Below are 15,439 nucleotides of genomic sequence, written 5' to 3' on the forward strand. Positions count from 1 at the left end.
TTTTATTAGTCCTATTATATCATAAAATTTTAAGAATTAAAAAACTAGAACAAAAACCTTAAAATAAAAATTTTAATTTTGTCCTAGTTTTTCATCTTATACGTTAAATCTAAATAACATTATGTCACCATCTTTTACTTCGTATTCTTTCCCTTCAAGGCGAACACGACCTGCTTCTTTAGCTTTTGGCATGCTTCCATACTCTACTAAATCATCATAGCTTACAGTTTCTGCACGAATAAATCCTCTCTCAAAATCTGAATGAATAATCCCTGCACATTCAGGAGCTAACATGCCTTTTTTAAATGTCCATGCTCTCACTTCTTGTACTCCTGCTGTAAAATAAGTTGCTAGACCTAATAAACTGTAACTTGCTTTAATAAGTTTATCAAGTCCACTTTCATCAATTCCAAGTTCTTCTAAAAACATCGTTTTTTCTTCATCTTCTAATGCTGCCATCTCTTCTTCAATTTTCGCACAAACCACGATTACTTCGCTTCCTTCACTTGCGGCAAATTCTCTTACTTTTGCTACATGCTCATTTGAATCAACTTCAAGAAGATCATCCTCACTAACATTTGCCACATAAAGCATCGGCTTCATAGTTAATAAGTGTAAATTTTTAGCAACTTTTTGCTCTTCTTTATCAAGTTCCAAAAGTCTTGCTGGCTTTTCTTCTTTTAAGATATCTCTCACTTTAGATAAAACTGCAAATTCTACCATCGCATCTTTATCTTTTTGTTTAGCTTGTTTCTCTACACGTCCAATACGTTTTTCCACACTTTCAAGATCTGCCAGTATTAATTCTAAATTAATTACTTCTATATCGTACAGAGGATCTACTCCACCTGCAACATGCGTAATATTTTCATCTTCGAAGCATCTAACAACTTGGCAAATTGCATCTACTTCTCTAATGTGACTTAAGAATTTATTTCCTAAACCTTCTCCTTTAGATGCACCTTTTACAATACCTGCAATATCTGTGAATTCGAATGATGTCGGTACTGTTTTTTTAGGTTCTACCAATTCTGTTAATTTATTCAATCTATGATCAGGAACTTCTACTATTCCTACATTTGGATCAATAGTAGCAAATGGATAGTTTGCTGCTAATGCCCCTGCTTTTGTAATTGCGTTAAAAAGTGTACTCTTTCCTACGTTTGGTAATCCAACTATTCCGGCTGTTAATGCCATAGTATTAATCACTCCTTCTATAAATTTTCTTAGTTAAAGCTTTAGTCTTTCTCAACTCTCCTATTATAACATAAAAAAAACTTATTAGCATTTAATATAGAATAATAAAACTATGAATATTAATTTTTTTGTCAATAAAATACTAATTTCAACATTTTCCTCCTAGCTTATAATATCTTATTTTTATCAAATAGTTTCTCAAAAGTAACTATATTACAATATTGTGCCTACTTTACAAAATTTAATGTACCTTATATTATATACTATAAGTTCAAAATATTATTTTAATTTAATAAAAACGAGGTGTACCTATGAATAATTATAATTCAAATATTAAATTTGGAATTGCTACTCTTAATGTTAAAAATTTAAATAAACAAATTGACTTTTATACAAATACTATGGGAATGACTGTCCTAGACGAAACTGATGATATTGTACTTCTAGGAACAAAAGATAATAATCCTTTGTTGAAACTTCAAAAAACAGAAAAAAAATTCGTTCACTCTTATGGTCTTTATCATATAGCATATTTAGTACCTAGTGAACAAGATTTAGCAAATATTTTAAAGCATTTTGTAACACATAAAACTTTATTGGATGGTGGAGCAGACCATGGATACTCTAATGCAATATATTTAGATGATGCTGAAGGAAATGGAATAGAAGTTTATTATGATAAAGATATGAGTTATTGGAATATTCAAGAAGATGGTCGTATTATTGGAATCACTGAAGAATTAGATGCTACTCATTTGTTAAATATTTCCGAGAATATTATTCCCTACGAGCTTCCTAATGGAACGATAATCGGTCATATTCATCTCACTGTAAAAGATTCGAGAGAATCTTCCACTTTTTACCAAAATACTTTGAATTTCTTAGATAAATTTACTGTACCTAATGCTAGTTGGATTGCACATGGTGACTATCATCACCATCTTGCAGTAAATAACTGGGCTGGTGCTAATTTAGCACTTAGAGAAAAAAATTTACCTGGATTAGCATACTTTGAACTTATTGTAACCAGTCAAAAAGAATATGCCAATTTGTTAAAAAATATAAAGGCAAACAATACAGCTATAATATCGGAAAATCCAAATAAAATTTCTATACTAGACCCGAATGGAATAGAAATACATTTGATCAATAAAAATTAAAAATTTTAAAACTTATATGATTTTTAATAAAAAATCATATAAGTTTTTTTTGAAAGATTCATAAACACTAAGCATATACTATCGTCTATAAAAAATTTTTCAAAAAAATATTTTATTTGCAAATTTTTATTATTTTTCTAATTTACTTCTCTCCTAAGGTGGTTGCACATTTTTTATTCTATAAATTTTAAATTAAATATAAATTATTAATTAAAATTTTAAGTTTCATTTATCTGATTACATTAAAAAATGAGTTGATTTTTCTGAAAATTCATGTTTTAATATTAAACAATACTTTAAATTTACTTAAAATAATAAGGAGCTGATTTTTATGAAATTTCCCAAGAAAACTGCCATTAGTGCTTTAACATTAACCTTCCTTTTAGGTAATTATTCTTCTATTAATTTAGAAAACTTAACTAAATCCAATGTTACTTTCGCTCAACAAGAAAGTAACTTAAACGTACTGTCTAATCTAAAAGAGAATGAAGAATATAAATTTAATGATAATGATATTGTCAAAGTTATCGTTAAACTTAAAGAAGCTGAAGTTAATCCTGCTATTATTGCTACTGAAGAAGGTCGAAAACAACGTGAAAAAGAAACAGAACCTGTTCGTAAATCTGCACTAGAACAAATAAAAAATAGTGGAATTAAATTTAACAAATTACTAGATTACAATTTATTATTTAATGGCTTTTCTTTAGAAACCTCTTATGCTAATGCTAAAAAAATACAGAAGTTAGATTTTGTTGATTCTGTTGAATTAAATGTTCAGTATGACAAACCAACTACCACTTCTACTACATCTGACTCAACACCTCAAGTAGATCCAGCCTATGGCCAAGCGATTGATAGTAACAATATTATTAATATTCAACCATTATGGAACAAAGGGATTAAAGGGCAAGGTCAGGTTGTTGCAATTATTGACTCTGGCTTAGATACTAATCATGATATTTTACGCATCACAGATCCCTCACTTGCAAGATATAAAAATAAAACTGAGTTAGAAGATGCTAAGAAAAAAGCTGGTATTAACTATGGACGTTGGTATAACGATAAACTTATTTTTGCATTTAATTACAATGATTGGAACGATGAAATTAAAGAAGAAGCTAATTCTTCTCATGGTATGCACGTAGCTGGGACAGCTGTTGGTAATCCGAGTATTAAAGCACAAAATGGAGATTACGTAGCTGGGGTGGCACCCGAAGCTCAACTTATGTTTATGCGTGTATTTTCTGATAAACAAGATAAAGGCACAACAGATTCATTTATTTATATTAAAGCAATAGAAGATGCTGTTAAACTTGGAGCTGATTCTATTAATATGAGTTTAGGATCAACTACTGGTTCTGTTTTAGAAGTCGGAAAAGGTATTTCTAATGCTATTGCTTTAGCAAAAAAAGCAGGTATTACTGTCTCTATTGCTGCTGGTAACTCAAACACATTTGGTAATGGTCACAGTACACCTATCGCCACTAATCCTGACTACGGCTTAGTAGGAAACCCATCTGTTGATTATGATTCTATTTCTGTCGCAGCTATTAGTAATACTGTTTTAAATACTGAAGTTGTAACTGTTAATCAGCTAAATGGAAATTCTGAATTCGACAATGGAAATATTGCTATCGGGACCTATAAAACTTTATTTGATTCTACTAAAGAGTATGAATATGTTTACGTTGAAAAAGGAACTGTAAGTGACTTTGAAGGAAAAGATTTGCAAGGAAAGGTAGCTTTAATTAAACGTGGTGATATTGCCTTCACCGAAAAAGTACAAAATGCCATTAATGCTGGTGCTGTTGGTGTTGTTATCTTCAACCATGAAAGCGGCGGTGAAGATCTTCCTGGCATGCTTTTAAACGATTTAGACAAACAAATTCCAATAGTTTCTATGGGAAATAAAGGCGGTATCGAATTATCTAAACACTCTGATAGCTATAAATTATCATTTTTAGGCACTTATGCGAAAAAACCAAATCCTAATATAGGAAAATTAACAAACTTCTCTAGTTGGGGATTATCTGCTGACGGAGAATTAAAACCTGATATCACCGCTCCAGGTGGAGATATCTTCTCATCATTTAATGATAATAAATATGGTCTTGAAAGTGGAACTAGTATGGCTTCCCCTCACGTAGCTGGAGCAACTGCACTTATTAAACAAGCACTCCTTCAAAGATTCCCAGAATTACGTGAAAATCCTGAAGAAATTCAAAGGCTTATAAAACATTTAGCTATGAGTACTGCAAACCCTAACTTTAATAGTGAAACTAATGCTTATACTTCTCCACGTCAACAAGGTGCTGGTGTCCTTGACACAAATAAAGCAGCTTTAGGTAATTTATATGTAACTGGAGAAAATGATTATGGAAGCATAAGTTTAGGTAATGTAGAAGATGAATTCACACTTAACTTAGTAGTTCACAATATTTCTAACGAAGATAAAAAATTAGTCTACACTACTTTCTTGAATACCGATGAAGTTAAAGATGGAAAAATTACACTTCTTCCTAGAAAATTAGCAGAAATATCTGGTGGTAAAGTAATAACTGTTCCTGCTAACGGAAAAGTGAAACTATCAATACAAGTTGACGCTACAAGATTTAAAAATGAACTTATCTCCCAAATGCCTAATGGATATTATCTTGAAGGATTCGTAAAATTCTTTGATGCTGATAACAATACAGAAGATATAGTAAGTATTCCTTTCGTTGGTTTTAGAGGAGAATTCCAAAATCTTGCCGTTGTAGAGAAACCTATCTATGACTTTACTGGATCTGATAAACCATTTTACTACAATTATCCTGGTACTGATGAAAGAGATGAAGATAATAACTTTACTTCCTTAGTATCTGCCACTACTCTGAACGGTAAAAATATCCTAAAAGTACTTGGTGAATTTACAGATCCCAAAACTGGAGAAAATTATTTTGGAAAATTAGCATTCTCTCCTAATGATGATGAAAACTATGATGAAATTGGATTCAAAGGTGTATTCCTTAGAAATTATGAAAACCTTAAAGTAAGTGTTTATGCTAAAGATGATGTAAATCGTGAACATCCATTATTCCAAAAAGGAAATGAAAATGGACGAAAAAATTATTATGATAATAATCCAAGTAATCCAAAATCCCAAATAATTGATGCAACTATTTGGCAAGGTCAAGATAACGATGGTAATCCACTTGCTGATGGTGAATACCAATATGTAGTAAGCTATAATCCTACTGCAACTGGTGCTAAAACACAAGAGCTAAGCTTTAACGTTACAATCGATCGAGTTGCACCAAAAATAGAAGGAACAGGTGGTGTTTATGATGAGACTACTAGAACATTCAAGCCATATCTTGTCACAGAATCTGGTAGCGGTGTTTTATACAAAAAATTAAGCTATATCGGAAAAGTAGATAATGGCGAGGGGACTCAAGTTGATTCTGAAATATTAGTTGATGTAAATCCTGACGGTTCTTACACTCTTCCTGAGGGAATAGATTTAGATATGTTTACTTACAGTGTAGAAGATTACGCTGGAAACAAAGATAGCATAAAACTTTCTAAAGTACACTCTTCTGAAAAAGGTACTATTGATGTTAATTTAACTTCTAAAGATGGAAAAGTTAGCTATACTTCATTTGGTCGTTATAAAGTTACTAATGAACAAGGAGAACTTGTTGGAGAAGATTTTATTAAAAATAACAAAACTCTTCGTGCTCTTCCGTTTGGAAAATATAAAGTTGAGTTAGTTCTTCTTGATGAATATCTTAAACTTACTACTCCTAAAGTTGTTGATATAGAAATCACTAAAGACAAACCTAGTGGAGAAGTTAATTTCCAATTCGAAGAATTAGAAGATAATACAATGATTGTAAGATTCGATAAAATTCTTCCTGAAGGAAGTGAAGTTTATGCTATTAATACTGACGGAGAAAAAACTAAACTTCCTAGAAGTAAATATAGCAATAATGAATTCCAAAAACGTCTAATTACTGGTGAATATACTTTCGAAATTATTTTACCTGAAGGATATAGTTCTTCTGAAAATAATTTTAAATTTGAAATAAAAAATGAACGAAATGTTAAAAACTTAAAACTTATTATGGCAGAAAAAGTTTCTACTCTTGCTACTGAGTTTGACGAAAAAACATTTACAGTAACATTCCCTAACAGCACCATTTACAGTGATACTAAATTAATCATTTCTAATAGTAGTAAAGAAAATATTCAATCAATTAGCAAAGAACTTACTGAGATGGGAGAAAACTTAAACGAGTATAATGCTTTATTCTATGATATTCACCTTGAAAAAGATGGCAAGGAAGTAAAATCAAACAAAACTCGTTTAGTTAGCCTAAACATCAATGCCGATAAAGTAAAAGTTTATCACAAAAAAGATAATACTGCTGTAGTCGCTCTTGATAGTAGCAAGGTTACTTTATCAGATGGAAAACTTACATTTGAAATAGATGAGTTTAGCAACTTTGTAATTCTTACTGAAAAAGGCATTTCTAATGAAGATGTTGCTGTTGACAAAACTACTCTTGAAGCTGAGTTGCGTGAACACGATAATATTGTAGCTTCAGATGTTTTCAAATTTGATACTCAAGAAAAACAAACTGCATACGAATTAGCAGCTCGTGAAGCAGAAAATGTTTTCAATAAAGAAAATGCTACTCAAGATGAAGTTAATAATGCTTTAAATACATTACAACAAGCACGCACTGCACTTTCTGGAAAAAAAGTAGAAGTTAATAAACAAAACTTAATTGCTGCCCTTGAAAAATACGAACAAGTAAAAACAACTGATAAATATACTTATGCTACCGAAAAACAAAAACAACAATACGATGTTGCTGTTGAAAAAGGGAAAGCTATTAATGAAAAAACTAACGTTACTCAAGATGAAGTCGACACTGCTCTACAAAATATTACGAATGCAGAAGCTACCTTGAGTGGTACAAAATCTTCTATTAATAGCAATAACCAAACTAATATTGACAATCAAAACGAAAATAACAATAATCAAACTAATACTGTAAATAAAAAAGAACTACAAGAAGAAGTAAATAAATCTAAAATTATTAAAGATGAAGAAAAATTTGCTAAAGCTAGTGATGAAGAAAAAACAAATTACGAAAATATGTTAAATGAAGCTAATCTCGTTCTTGCAAAAAAAGATGCAACACAAGAAGAAGTAGACACAGTACTAAACAAACTGAAATCTCTTAACAAAAAATTAGAAACAAAATCATCATTTATCTTCGGAAATAATTCAAAAGATAATAATAAAAAAGGATTAGCTGAATTTACAACAAATAACTTATCTAAAACCCAATCAGGTACTAGCTCTCTTAGCAAAACAGGTATTTCTTCAACTACAAACTTTACTATCTTAGGTGGACTAGTACTGCTTGTAACGTTCATGATAAGAAAAAGAGTAAAAAAATAACAACAAATAACAAATAATATTAAAAATCCAAGATTTTGAGTTTATTCATTATCTTGGATTTTATTTTTTATCGATTGAAATATTTAACTATTATTTACTTTGCACCAAACGCTACTCTTCAGTCTCAAAGACACTTTCATGTAAATATAAAATACTTTCTTGCCCTGGTAGTGGAGGTAACCCTAATGAATCTTTTCTCGTAAAAGCCTCTTGAAGACCTTTCGTCCAATAAGTATATTTTAACTGCTCAGGAGAAATTTTAGAAATTATTGTTTCACCTTTTCCATTTTTAATTTTTTGTCCAAAAAGTGGATCGATAAGAGTTCCTCTTCCTACTGCAATTAAGTCGGTATGATTTTCCACTGCATCCTTGGCATCTTTTTCATTAAAAACTGAACCAACAACGATAATTTTTGTTTCTTCTCCTACAATTTCTTTGAAAATTTGACCAAATGATTTTTCTTCATCTTTAGGCTTAGCATCATAACCACCCCAAATAGAAAGACTAATATAATCAAATTCATGTTTAATGACTTCTGCAATTAGTTGTGTAGATTCTTTGTATGTATATCCAACCGCTGATCCATGAATTTCCTCAGGAGAAATACGATAACCTACTATAAAATCTTTAGGTGCATATTCACTAATCACACGTTTTACCTCTTTTACTACTTCAAGAGCAAACGTCATACGCTTTTCAACTGATCCACCCCACTTATCCTCACGAATATTTGATGTAGCTGAAAAGAACTGTTGAATAAGATAATGGTTAGCTCCATGAATTTCTACACCATCAAAACCTGCATCAATCGCACGCTTTGTTGCTTTTCCAAAATCTTTAATAATATTCTCGATTTCAGCATCAGTCATTTCTCGGACTGGATAAGATAAAAATGAAAAATCTATACCACTCGGAGCAAGAACTTCTTTACCTTTTGCAGCTCGCCCCATAGCTTCACGTCCACCGTGATGAATTTGTAAAACAGCTTTATTTCCATCTTTTTTTAGGGCTTTTGCTATAGCTTTAATAGAGTCCAAATGTTCATCATCTTGAATTCCTAATTGTTCAGGATACCCAGGAACTGAACAAGGTCCACCTGTCGGTGTTACATAATGATATTCTGTTATTAAAAGGCTGGCTGCTTTTGAACGTGCCTCATAATATTTAATCGTATCTTCAGTCGCAAAACCATCCTCTGCTCCTGAAAAAGTTAACATTGGCGGCATTACTATACGACTGTCAATAGTTGCACCATGTCGAAAAGTTATTTTATCCGTTAAACGTTTAACCATAAATACACCTCACATATTCAATTTTTTAGATATGTTTATTGTATCATAGATCTTTGCATTTCACAATTATAAATTTAATTTTTTAGATATGTTTTTTTCAATTCTTTCTTTTTATAATAAAAAATATGATATTATTAAAATATTTTAATAATATCATATTCCTTTTATAGTTTATTTTACAATTTTTTATCCGTATATTTTTCATCTTTACTTAAACACCAAATGATGAATCAAATTTCCTAGCATATATGATATATATGGTGCCTCTCCTACTTCTCACCATTTATTTAGTAGCTTCTCATGCTATGAATCAATAACAATTCTACTCCTTTTATTTTTTGTAAACTCTTTAATTATTATCTTACATTTTATAATTTAGTAGATAAATATTCAGCAAGTTTTTGTACAACCTCATCATTTCGTTTAAAATACGTGTATTTTCCTATCCGTGTTGCTATAACAAGTCCTTCTCGCTTCATCATATTCATATAGGTTGATGTCGTTGATTGACTAAGACCTGAAACTCGCTGAATTTCTTCAACACAAACTCCAAATTCATCCATATCAATCTCAGATTTACAAGAAAAATGTTTTTTAGGATGTTTTAATAAATGTAAAATATTTAATCTTGTTTCATTTGCTAATACTTTTAGTACCTCTATATAATTCATAATACTGATTATATCACAAAACATATAATTTTTTCTAGATATTACTATTCTGTTCTAATTACTTTTTTGTAATTGAAAATATATGTATATAAAAGACACTCCAAATACTAATTTTATTATTAACATTTGAAGTGCTATATACTTTTAATTTTCTTTTTTATCAATAATTTTTTTTACTTTTTTATTAAATTCACGTCTTGGCATCATAATATTATTATCACATTTTATACATTTAATTTTTATATCTGCTCCCATACGTGTAATTTGCCACCTATTGGTCCCACACGGATGCTGCTTCTTCATTTCAACAATATCCCCTAAACTATACTCCATAAACAAAACCTCCTATTTATCAGTACTAGTTTTCAATCTTTCTTTAAAGACATTATAAAAATCTCGTCTTAACATGGTCTCAATGCTCTGCTTTTTACCAATTTTTGTTTTAGCAACAATCGTTATATATGCTACATTATCTTCAATTTTATTAATAACGTCAACTTGTAATTTGTCATTCTTATATAAAAACTTCTTATAATCCTCACTCAAGTTTACTTTATTCAAAATACTCTGTACTTCTGCTTCTAAATTATCCATTGAATCAAGAATACTAATTGGAAACTCACAAACTGCTAAATTATAAGTCAAAGAATAATTAATGACCTGATTAATTGAACCATTAGGAATAAAATAAATTTCTCCACCCTTAGAACGTACTTTAGTAGAACGTAATCCAAGCGAAAGCACGTTACCACCAGCAATAAAAGCACCTTGATTATAAATTTTCACATTATCACCAACATCAAACTGCCCTTCAAGTATTATAAAAAATCCTGAAATAATATCTTTCACTAAACTTTGTGCTCCAAAGCCAATTGCAACTGAAGCAATCCCTGCACTAGCTACTATACTCGTCGTATTAACACCAAGTGTTGCTAAAATTTGGAAAAATGCTATAAAATAAATTGTATAACGCATTGCACTTTTAACGAGTTTATGCAATGTTTCAGAACGTTTCTCATTGATTTTTATATTAAATTTTTTGTTTGCGTTCTCTCTTGTTGTCATAACATAATCAATTATTTTATTCAGCAATCTTACTGCTAGTATTGCTATCAAAACAACAACAATTATCACAATAACTTTTTCTAAGATTTTAAACCATATCTCACCGTTATAAAATAGTTTAAAAATTTTTTCATTAATGAAATTCATCTACTAATCTTCCTTAAACAACGCCAAAATTCTCTCAAATTCATCATTGTCTTTAAATAAAATTTCTATTTTACCTTTTTGACTTCGATTTTGTTTTATCGTAACTATTGTTCCTAATCTTTCTTTTAAAATATTTTCCTGTTCTTCAATAAAAATATCTTTTTCTTTAACTTTCTTAATTTCTTTCGGTGCTGTAATTTTTACTACATATTCCTCTAATTCTCTTACAGACATTTTTCTTTCAATAACACGTGAACAAACTTCCAGCATAGCTTTTTTTGTTTTCAATGCCAGTAGTGTCCTTGCGTGTGCAGTACTAATTTCTCCACTAGCTAATTTCTCTTTTATCTCCATTGGAAGTTTTAAAAGTCTCAAACTGTTTGCGATATAGGGTCTACTTTTACCCAATTTTTTGGAAAGCTCTTCTTGGGTAAAATCCATCTTGTTCATAAGATTTCTATAACTCTCGGCTTCTTCCAATGCTGACAAATCTTCCCGTTGCAAATTTTCTAGAACACTGAAAATCATCATTTCTTCGTCTGTTAATTCTTTAATAATAGCAGGAATAGTTTTTCTTTTTAAAAGTTCAAAAGCACGAAAACGTCTTTCTCCTGCAATAATATAATATCCTTTTACCGCTTTTTTTACAACAATAGGTTGAAGCAAACCATTTTTTTCTATAGAATCTTTTAGTTCTTCTAATTTCTCCTCACTAAAAATCGTACGAGGTTGATATGGATTTTTCTTAATTTCCTCTAAAGGAATTTCTAAAACTTTGTCCCCATCTTCTACAAGCTCTACATTCTCTGTTGCAAATATTGCATCTAGCCCACGACCAAGTCCTTTACCTATTTTTTTAGCCACGTTCAATCACCTCTTTAGCCAAAGATAAATATTGTTTAGCACCATTTGAATTTTTTGCATATTCTAATATTGGTTCTCCAAAACTAGGTGCTTCACTTAATCTTACAGTTCTAGAAATAACCGTGTCAAAAACTTTGCCTTTAAAGTGTTCTCTTACTTGCTCACCAACTTGATTAGAAATATTTGTTCTACTGTCAGTCATTGTTAATAATACCCCAAAAATATCAAGGTTGGAATTTAAATGTTTTCTAACAATATTAAAAGTATTCATAAGTTGACTCAATCCCTCTAAAGCGTAGTATTCCGTTTGGACAGGAATAATTACTCCATCAGCTGCAGTAAGAGAATTTAAGGTAATCAATCCTAATGAAGGAGGACAATCTATTATTACATAATCATAAATATTTTCTATTTCAGAAATTGCATTTTTCATTCTTTGTTCCCTACTAATTGCCGAAACTAATTCTACCTCTGCACCTGCTAAGGCAATACTTGATGGAACTATATCTAAATTTTCGTATGAAGTTTTTAAAATAACTTCATTAATATCTACTTCATCTACTAAAATATTATAAACAGACTCTTTCACCTCATTTTTATCCACTCCTATTCCGCTTGTTGCATTAGCCTGTGGATCAGTATCTATCAGCAAAACTTTATTTTTCAAATGTGCAAGCGAAGCTGCTAAATTTATTGATGTAGTGGTCTTTCCTACCCCACCTTTTTGATTACATATCGCTAAAATTTTCATTATTTACCTCTTTTCATATATCTAGGCACTGTTATTTTTACAACAATGCTTTCCATATTTTCTTCTTCTTCTTTATTTAAACTAACTCCATATTTTTCCTCAAGTTTAGCTATATCTTTTGTCAATTTCGCTATTATTTTTTGTGCATTATAACTGATTTGTGAATTGTCAATAACCTTTGCATCTTTTTTTGTTTTTAAATATATTTCAATCTTTTCTTCAGTTTGAGATACATTTAAATTCTGTGTTAAAATTTGTGTTAAAATCTTTTCCTGGGTATAGCTATCTAATTTAATCATAGCACGCCCATGACGTTCTGTAATTTTTTTAGAATTAATTGCATCAATTACTTTATTGCTAAGTTTTAATAATCTTAATTTATTAGCTACTGTAGCTTGCGTTTTTCCTAACGATTTAGCCAACTCGTCTTGTGTAAGATTATTTATACTAAGTAACTCTTGATAAGCATATGCTTCCTCTATTGGTGTAAGTTCCTCACGTTGAATATTTTCTATTAAAGCTAGTGTTGCCATTTGTTCTTCTGTAAGCTCTTTTACTATTGCCTTTGTTGTAGGAAAATTTAAATACTTTATCGCCCTTAATCTACGTTCCCCTGCAATAAGCTCATAAAATCCGTTCCCCATATCTCTTACTGTAATGGATTGTAAAAGTCCATTTTGTCTTATTGATTCAGCTAATTCTCTTATTTTTTCTTCTGTAAATTCACGTCTAGGCTGATACTTATTTGGTACTATTTTATCAATTTGTATTTCTCTTAACACATCATCATCCGAAATTCCTACCTTCTCTGCCCTATGCGTTAAATCATATAATTTACTAAACGGCTTTACACTTTCTGTCATATTTTCCCTCCTATTTATGTCACTTTTTATACAGTAATACCTTATCATATTTTTTATATTTTGTCAAAATATTTCCCGAAATATTTTATTACTAAATCAAGATATTAAAGATATTAGATATAATATTTCCTGATAATTATTTTTAAAAATATATTTAAAAGCCTAAATAATAATTAAAAAATAAGAGGAATAAACATAATTATTATATTTACAAGAACAAAAAAACACAGCTTTTTAAAAGCTGTGCTTTTCAAATAAACAGGGACGGCAGGAATCGAACCCACACCAAAGGTTTTGGAGACCTTTGTTCTACCGTTAAACTACGTCCCTAAATGGTGGGAAGAAGTGGATTCGAACCACTGAACCCGAAGGAACGGATTTACAGTCCGTCGCGTTTAGCCTCTTCGCTATCTTCCCAAATATAATAAAAAAATGCCGGCCAGAGGACTTGAACCCCCGACCTACTGATTACAAGTCAGTTGCTCTACCAACTGAGCTAGGCCGGCAACATGGTGCCTCGAGACAGAGTCGAACTGCCGACACATGGAGCTTCAATCCATTGCTCTACCAACTGAGCTATCGAGGCATTATTAAAATTTACATAAAAAAATGGCGGTCCCGACGGGAATCGAACCCGCGATCTCCTGCGTGACAGGCAGGCGTGATAACCGCTACACCACGGGACCAGCTAATAAAAGAATTGCGGGAGATGGATTTGAACCATCGACCTTTGGGTTATGAGCCCAACGAGCTGCCAGACTGCTCCATCCCGCGATAATAAAAATGGAGGAGGAAAGGGGATTCGAACCCCTGCGAGCTTTTACACTCCTGTCGGTTTTCAAGACCGATCCCTTCAGCCGGACTTGGGTATTCCTCCTTAATATGGTGGACTCTGCAGGACTCGAACCTGCGACCGATCGGTTATGAGCCGATAGCTCTAACCAACTGAGCTAAGAGTCCGTGTTCCTAAAGAATTCACTTTCAATTATTGGTGGCGGCAGAGGGGATCGAACCCCCGACCTTACGGGTATGAACCGTACGCTCTAGCCAGCTGAGCTACGCCGCCAATAATGGCATAAAATTCAAATATAATGGTGGAGCCTAGGAGGATCGAACTCCTGACCTCCTGCGTGCAAAGCAGGCGCTCTCCCAGCTGAGCTAAGGCCCCTAATAATTTTTTAAAATGGTCGGGAAGACAGGATTCGAACCTGCGACCCCTTGGTCCCAAACCAAGTGCTCTACCAAGCTGAGCTACTTCCCGTTAATATTTTTAATGGCGCGCCCAAGAGGAGTCGAACCCCTAACCTTTTGATCCGTAGTCAAACGCTCTATCCAATTGAGCTATGGGCGCTAATATAATGGTGCCGAGGACCGGAATCGAACCGGTACGGTATTTCTACCGCAGGATTTTAAGTCCTGTGCGTCTGCCAGTTCCGCCACCCCGGCACTATATTAACTATATTGGAGCGAAAGACGGGATTTGAACCCGCGACCCTCACCTTGGCAAGGTGATGTTCTACCCCTGAACTACTTTCGCGAATAAAGAATGGTGCGGGTGAAGGGAGTCGAACCCCCACGCCGTGAGGCGCTAGATCCTAAGTCTAGTGCGTCTGCCAATTCCGCCACACCCGCAAAAGAATGGTGAGCCATGAAGGACTCGAACCTTCGACCCTTTGATTAAAAGTCAAATGCTCTACCAACTGAGCTAATGGCTCTAAATATTAAATGGTGCCGGCCAGAGGACTTGAACCCCCGACCTACTGATTACAAGTCAGTTGCTCTACCAACTGAGCTAGGCCGGCAAAAATGGTGGAGGTTAACGGGATCGAACCGCTGACCCCTTGCTTGTAAGGCAAGTGCTCTCCCAGCTGAGCTAAACCTCCTCAAAAGCCTGGCAACGTTCTAGTCTCACAGGGCGTAAACCCAACTACATTCGACGCTAAAGAGCTTAACTTCTGTGTTCGGTATGGGTA

The 15,439-nt window shown here is 32.3% G+C and carries 10 protein-coding genes, 18 tRNA genes and 1 rRNA gene; 2 read left to right on the forward strand and 27 right to left on the reverse strand.

What is annotated here, in order from left to right; all coding sequences use genetic code 11:
* Positions 1-96 precede the first annotated feature (96 nt).
* Positions 97-1,197: a redox-regulated ATPase YchF gene (gene ychF, locus H612_RS0101075; protein WP_027129787.1), complete on the reverse strand. Its 1,101-nt coding sequence runs from the start codon at positions 1,195-1,197 to the stop codon at positions 97-99.
* Positions 1,198-1,508: 311 nt separating this feature from the next.
* Here ychF and H612_RS0101080 point away from each other — a divergent pair, with 311 nt between their 5' ends.
* The gene (locus H612_RS0101080) at positions 1,509-2,357 is read left to right on the forward strand and encodes a VOC family protein (RefSeq protein ID WP_027129788.1); all 849 of its coding nucleotides are present in this window, start codon (positions 1,509-1,511) and stop codon (positions 2,355-2,357) included.
* Between the two features lie 331 nt (positions 2,358-2,688).
* Positions 2,689-7,812, forward strand: coding sequence for a S8 family serine peptidase (locus tag H612_RS0101085; protein ID WP_027129789.1), 5,124 nt, complete (start codon positions 2,689-2,691; stop codon positions 7,810-7,812).
* Positions 7,813-7,923: 111 nt separating this feature from the next.
* On the opposite strand, the gene H612_RS0101090 is transcribed toward H612_RS0101085, so the two are convergent.
* The 26 genes from H612_RS0101090 to rrf all read right to left on the reverse strand — a co-directional run.
* The gene (locus tag H612_RS0101090) at positions 7,924-9,105 is read right to left on the reverse strand and encodes an NADH-dependent flavin oxidoreductase (protein ID WP_027129790.1); all 1,182 of its coding nucleotides are present in this window, start codon (positions 9,103-9,105) and stop codon (positions 7,924-7,926) included.
* A gap of 368 nt (positions 9,106-9,473) precedes the next feature.
* Positions 9,474-9,800 carry an ArsR/SmtB family transcription factor gene (locus H612_RS0101095; protein ID WP_245570430.1) on the reverse strand — a complete coding sequence of 109 codons (327 nt, stop codon included), beginning with the start codon at positions 9,798-9,800 and terminating at the stop codon, positions 9,474-9,476.
* Between the two features lie 120 nt (positions 9,801-9,920).
* Complete coding sequence (locus H612_RS0101100) at positions 9,921-10,109, reverse strand: DUF951 domain-containing protein (RefSeq protein ID WP_027129792.1); 189 nt, start codon at positions 10,107-10,109, stop codon at positions 9,921-9,923.
* A 12-nt stretch (positions 10,110-10,121) separates the two neighbouring features.
* Positions 10,122-10,988: a mechanosensitive ion channel family protein gene (locus tag H612_RS0101105; RefSeq protein ID WP_027129793.1), complete on the reverse strand. Its 867-nt coding sequence runs from the start codon at positions 10,986-10,988 to the stop codon at positions 10,122-10,124.
* A 3-nt stretch (positions 10,989-10,991) separates the two neighbouring features.
* Entirely contained in the window at positions 10,992-11,852 is an 861-nt protein-coding gene (locus H612_RS0101110) for a ParB/RepB/Spo0J family partition protein (protein ID WP_035500087.1), read from the reverse strand.
* Positions 11,845-12,606, reverse strand: coding sequence for a ParA family protein (locus H612_RS0101115; protein ID WP_027129795.1), 762 nt, complete (start codon positions 12,604-12,606; stop codon positions 11,845-11,847). Before H612_RS0101115 ends, H612_RS0101110 begins: the two co-directional genes overlap by 8 nt.
* Positions 12,603-13,466 (reverse strand): ParB/RepB/Spo0J family partition protein, encoded by an 864-nt coding sequence (locus H612_RS0101120; protein WP_027129796.1) that lies wholly within the window; start codon positions 13,464-13,466, stop codon positions 12,603-12,605. The genes H612_RS0101115 and H612_RS0101120 overlap by 4 nt, the downstream gene beginning before the upstream one ends.
* A 259-nt stretch (positions 13,467-13,725) precedes the next feature.
* A tRNA-Trp gene (locus H612_RS0101125) sits at positions 13,726-13,796 on the reverse strand.
* Positions 13,797-13,799: 3 nt separating this feature from the next.
* Positions 13,800-13,883, reverse strand: a tRNA-Tyr gene (locus tag H612_RS0101130).
* 16 nt (positions 13,884-13,899) lie between these two features.
* A tRNA-Thr gene (locus H612_RS0101135) sits at positions 13,900-13,972 on the reverse strand.
* A gap of 4 nt (positions 13,973-13,976) precedes the next feature.
* Positions 13,977-14,052: transfer RNA gene (locus tag H612_RS0101140), tRNA-Phe, on the reverse strand.
* A gap of 24 nt (positions 14,053-14,076) precedes the next feature.
* Positions 14,077-14,152 (reverse strand) — tRNA-Asp (locus tag H612_RS0101145).
* A 14-nt stretch (positions 14,153-14,166) separates the two neighbouring features.
* Positions 14,167-14,240: transfer RNA gene (locus H612_RS0101150), tRNA-Met, on the reverse strand.
* A 10-nt stretch (positions 14,241-14,250) separates the two neighbouring features.
* Positions 14,251-14,343 (reverse strand) — tRNA-Ser (locus H612_RS0101155).
* A 6-nt stretch (positions 14,344-14,349) separates the two neighbouring features.
* Positions 14,350-14,426 (reverse strand) — tRNA-Ile (locus H612_RS0101160).
* Positions 14,427-14,455: 29 nt separating this feature from the next.
* A tRNA-Met gene (locus H612_RS0101165) sits at positions 14,456-14,532 on the reverse strand.
* 26 nt (positions 14,533-14,558) lie between these two features.
* Positions 14,559-14,634, reverse strand: a tRNA-Ala gene (locus H612_RS0101170).
* Positions 14,635-14,650: 16 nt separating this feature from the next.
* Positions 14,651-14,727: transfer RNA gene (locus H612_RS0101175), tRNA-Pro, on the reverse strand.
* A gap of 13 nt (positions 14,728-14,740) precedes the next feature.
* A tRNA-Arg gene (locus tag H612_RS0101180) sits at positions 14,741-14,817 on the reverse strand.
* 8 nt (positions 14,818-14,825) lie between these two features.
* A tRNA-Leu gene (locus tag H612_RS0101185) sits at positions 14,826-14,912 on the reverse strand.
* Positions 14,913-14,928: 16 nt separating this feature from the next.
* Positions 14,929-15,003 (reverse strand) — tRNA-Gly (locus H612_RS0101190).
* Between the two features lie 10 nt (positions 15,004-15,013).
* Positions 15,014-15,098 (reverse strand) — tRNA-Leu (locus tag H612_RS0101195).
* 7 nt (positions 15,099-15,105) lie between these two features.
* A tRNA-Lys gene (locus H612_RS0101200) sits at positions 15,106-15,181 on the reverse strand.
* 11 nt (positions 15,182-15,192) lie between these two features.
* Positions 15,193-15,268: transfer RNA gene (locus H612_RS0101205), tRNA-Thr, on the reverse strand.
* Between the two features lie 5 nt (positions 15,269-15,273).
* Positions 15,274-15,349: transfer RNA gene (locus H612_RS0101210), tRNA-Val, on the reverse strand.
* A 6-nt stretch (positions 15,350-15,355) separates the two neighbouring features.
* Positions 15,356-15,439: ribosomal RNA gene (gene rrf, locus H612_RS10460) — 5S ribosomal RNA — on the reverse strand; the annotation flags it as partial.

The organism is Gemella cuniculi DSM 15828 (assembly GCF_000425665.1).
In the GTDB taxonomy this organism is placed as follows: domain Bacteria; phylum Bacillota; class Bacilli; order Staphylococcales; family Gemellaceae; genus Gemella; species Gemella cuniculi.

Bases quoted from the DNA above. Each gene is read 5' to 3' on its own strand.
- ychF (WP_027129787.1), bottom strand. From the start codon at position 1,197: ATGGCATTAACAGCCGGAATAGTTGGATTACCAAACGTAGGAAAGAGT.
- H612_RS0101080 (WP_027129788.1), top strand. From the start codon at position 1,509: ATGAATAATTATAATTCAAATATTAAATTTGGAATTGCTACTCTTAAT.
- H612_RS0101085 (WP_027129789.1), top strand. From the start codon at position 2,689: ATGAAATTTCCCAAGAAAACTGCCATTAGTGCTTTAACATTAACCTTC.
- H612_RS0101090 (WP_027129790.1), bottom strand. From the start codon at position 9,105: ATGGTTAAACGTTTAACGGATAAAATAACTTTTCGACATGGTGCAACT.
- H612_RS0101095 (WP_245570430.1), bottom strand. From the start codon at position 9,800: ATGTTTTGTGATATAATCAGTATTATGAATTATATAGAGGTACTAAAA.
- H612_RS0101100 (WP_027129792.1), bottom strand. From the start codon at position 10,109: ATGGAGTATAGTTTAGGGGATATTGTTGAAATGAAGAAGCAGCATCCG.
- H612_RS0101105 (WP_027129793.1), bottom strand. From the start codon at position 10,988: ATGAATTTCATTAATGAAAAAATTTTTAAACTATTTTATAACGGTGAG.
- H612_RS0101120 (WP_027129796.1), bottom strand. From the start codon at position 13,466: ATGACAGAAAGTGTAAAGCCGTTTAGTAAATTATATGATTTAACGCAT.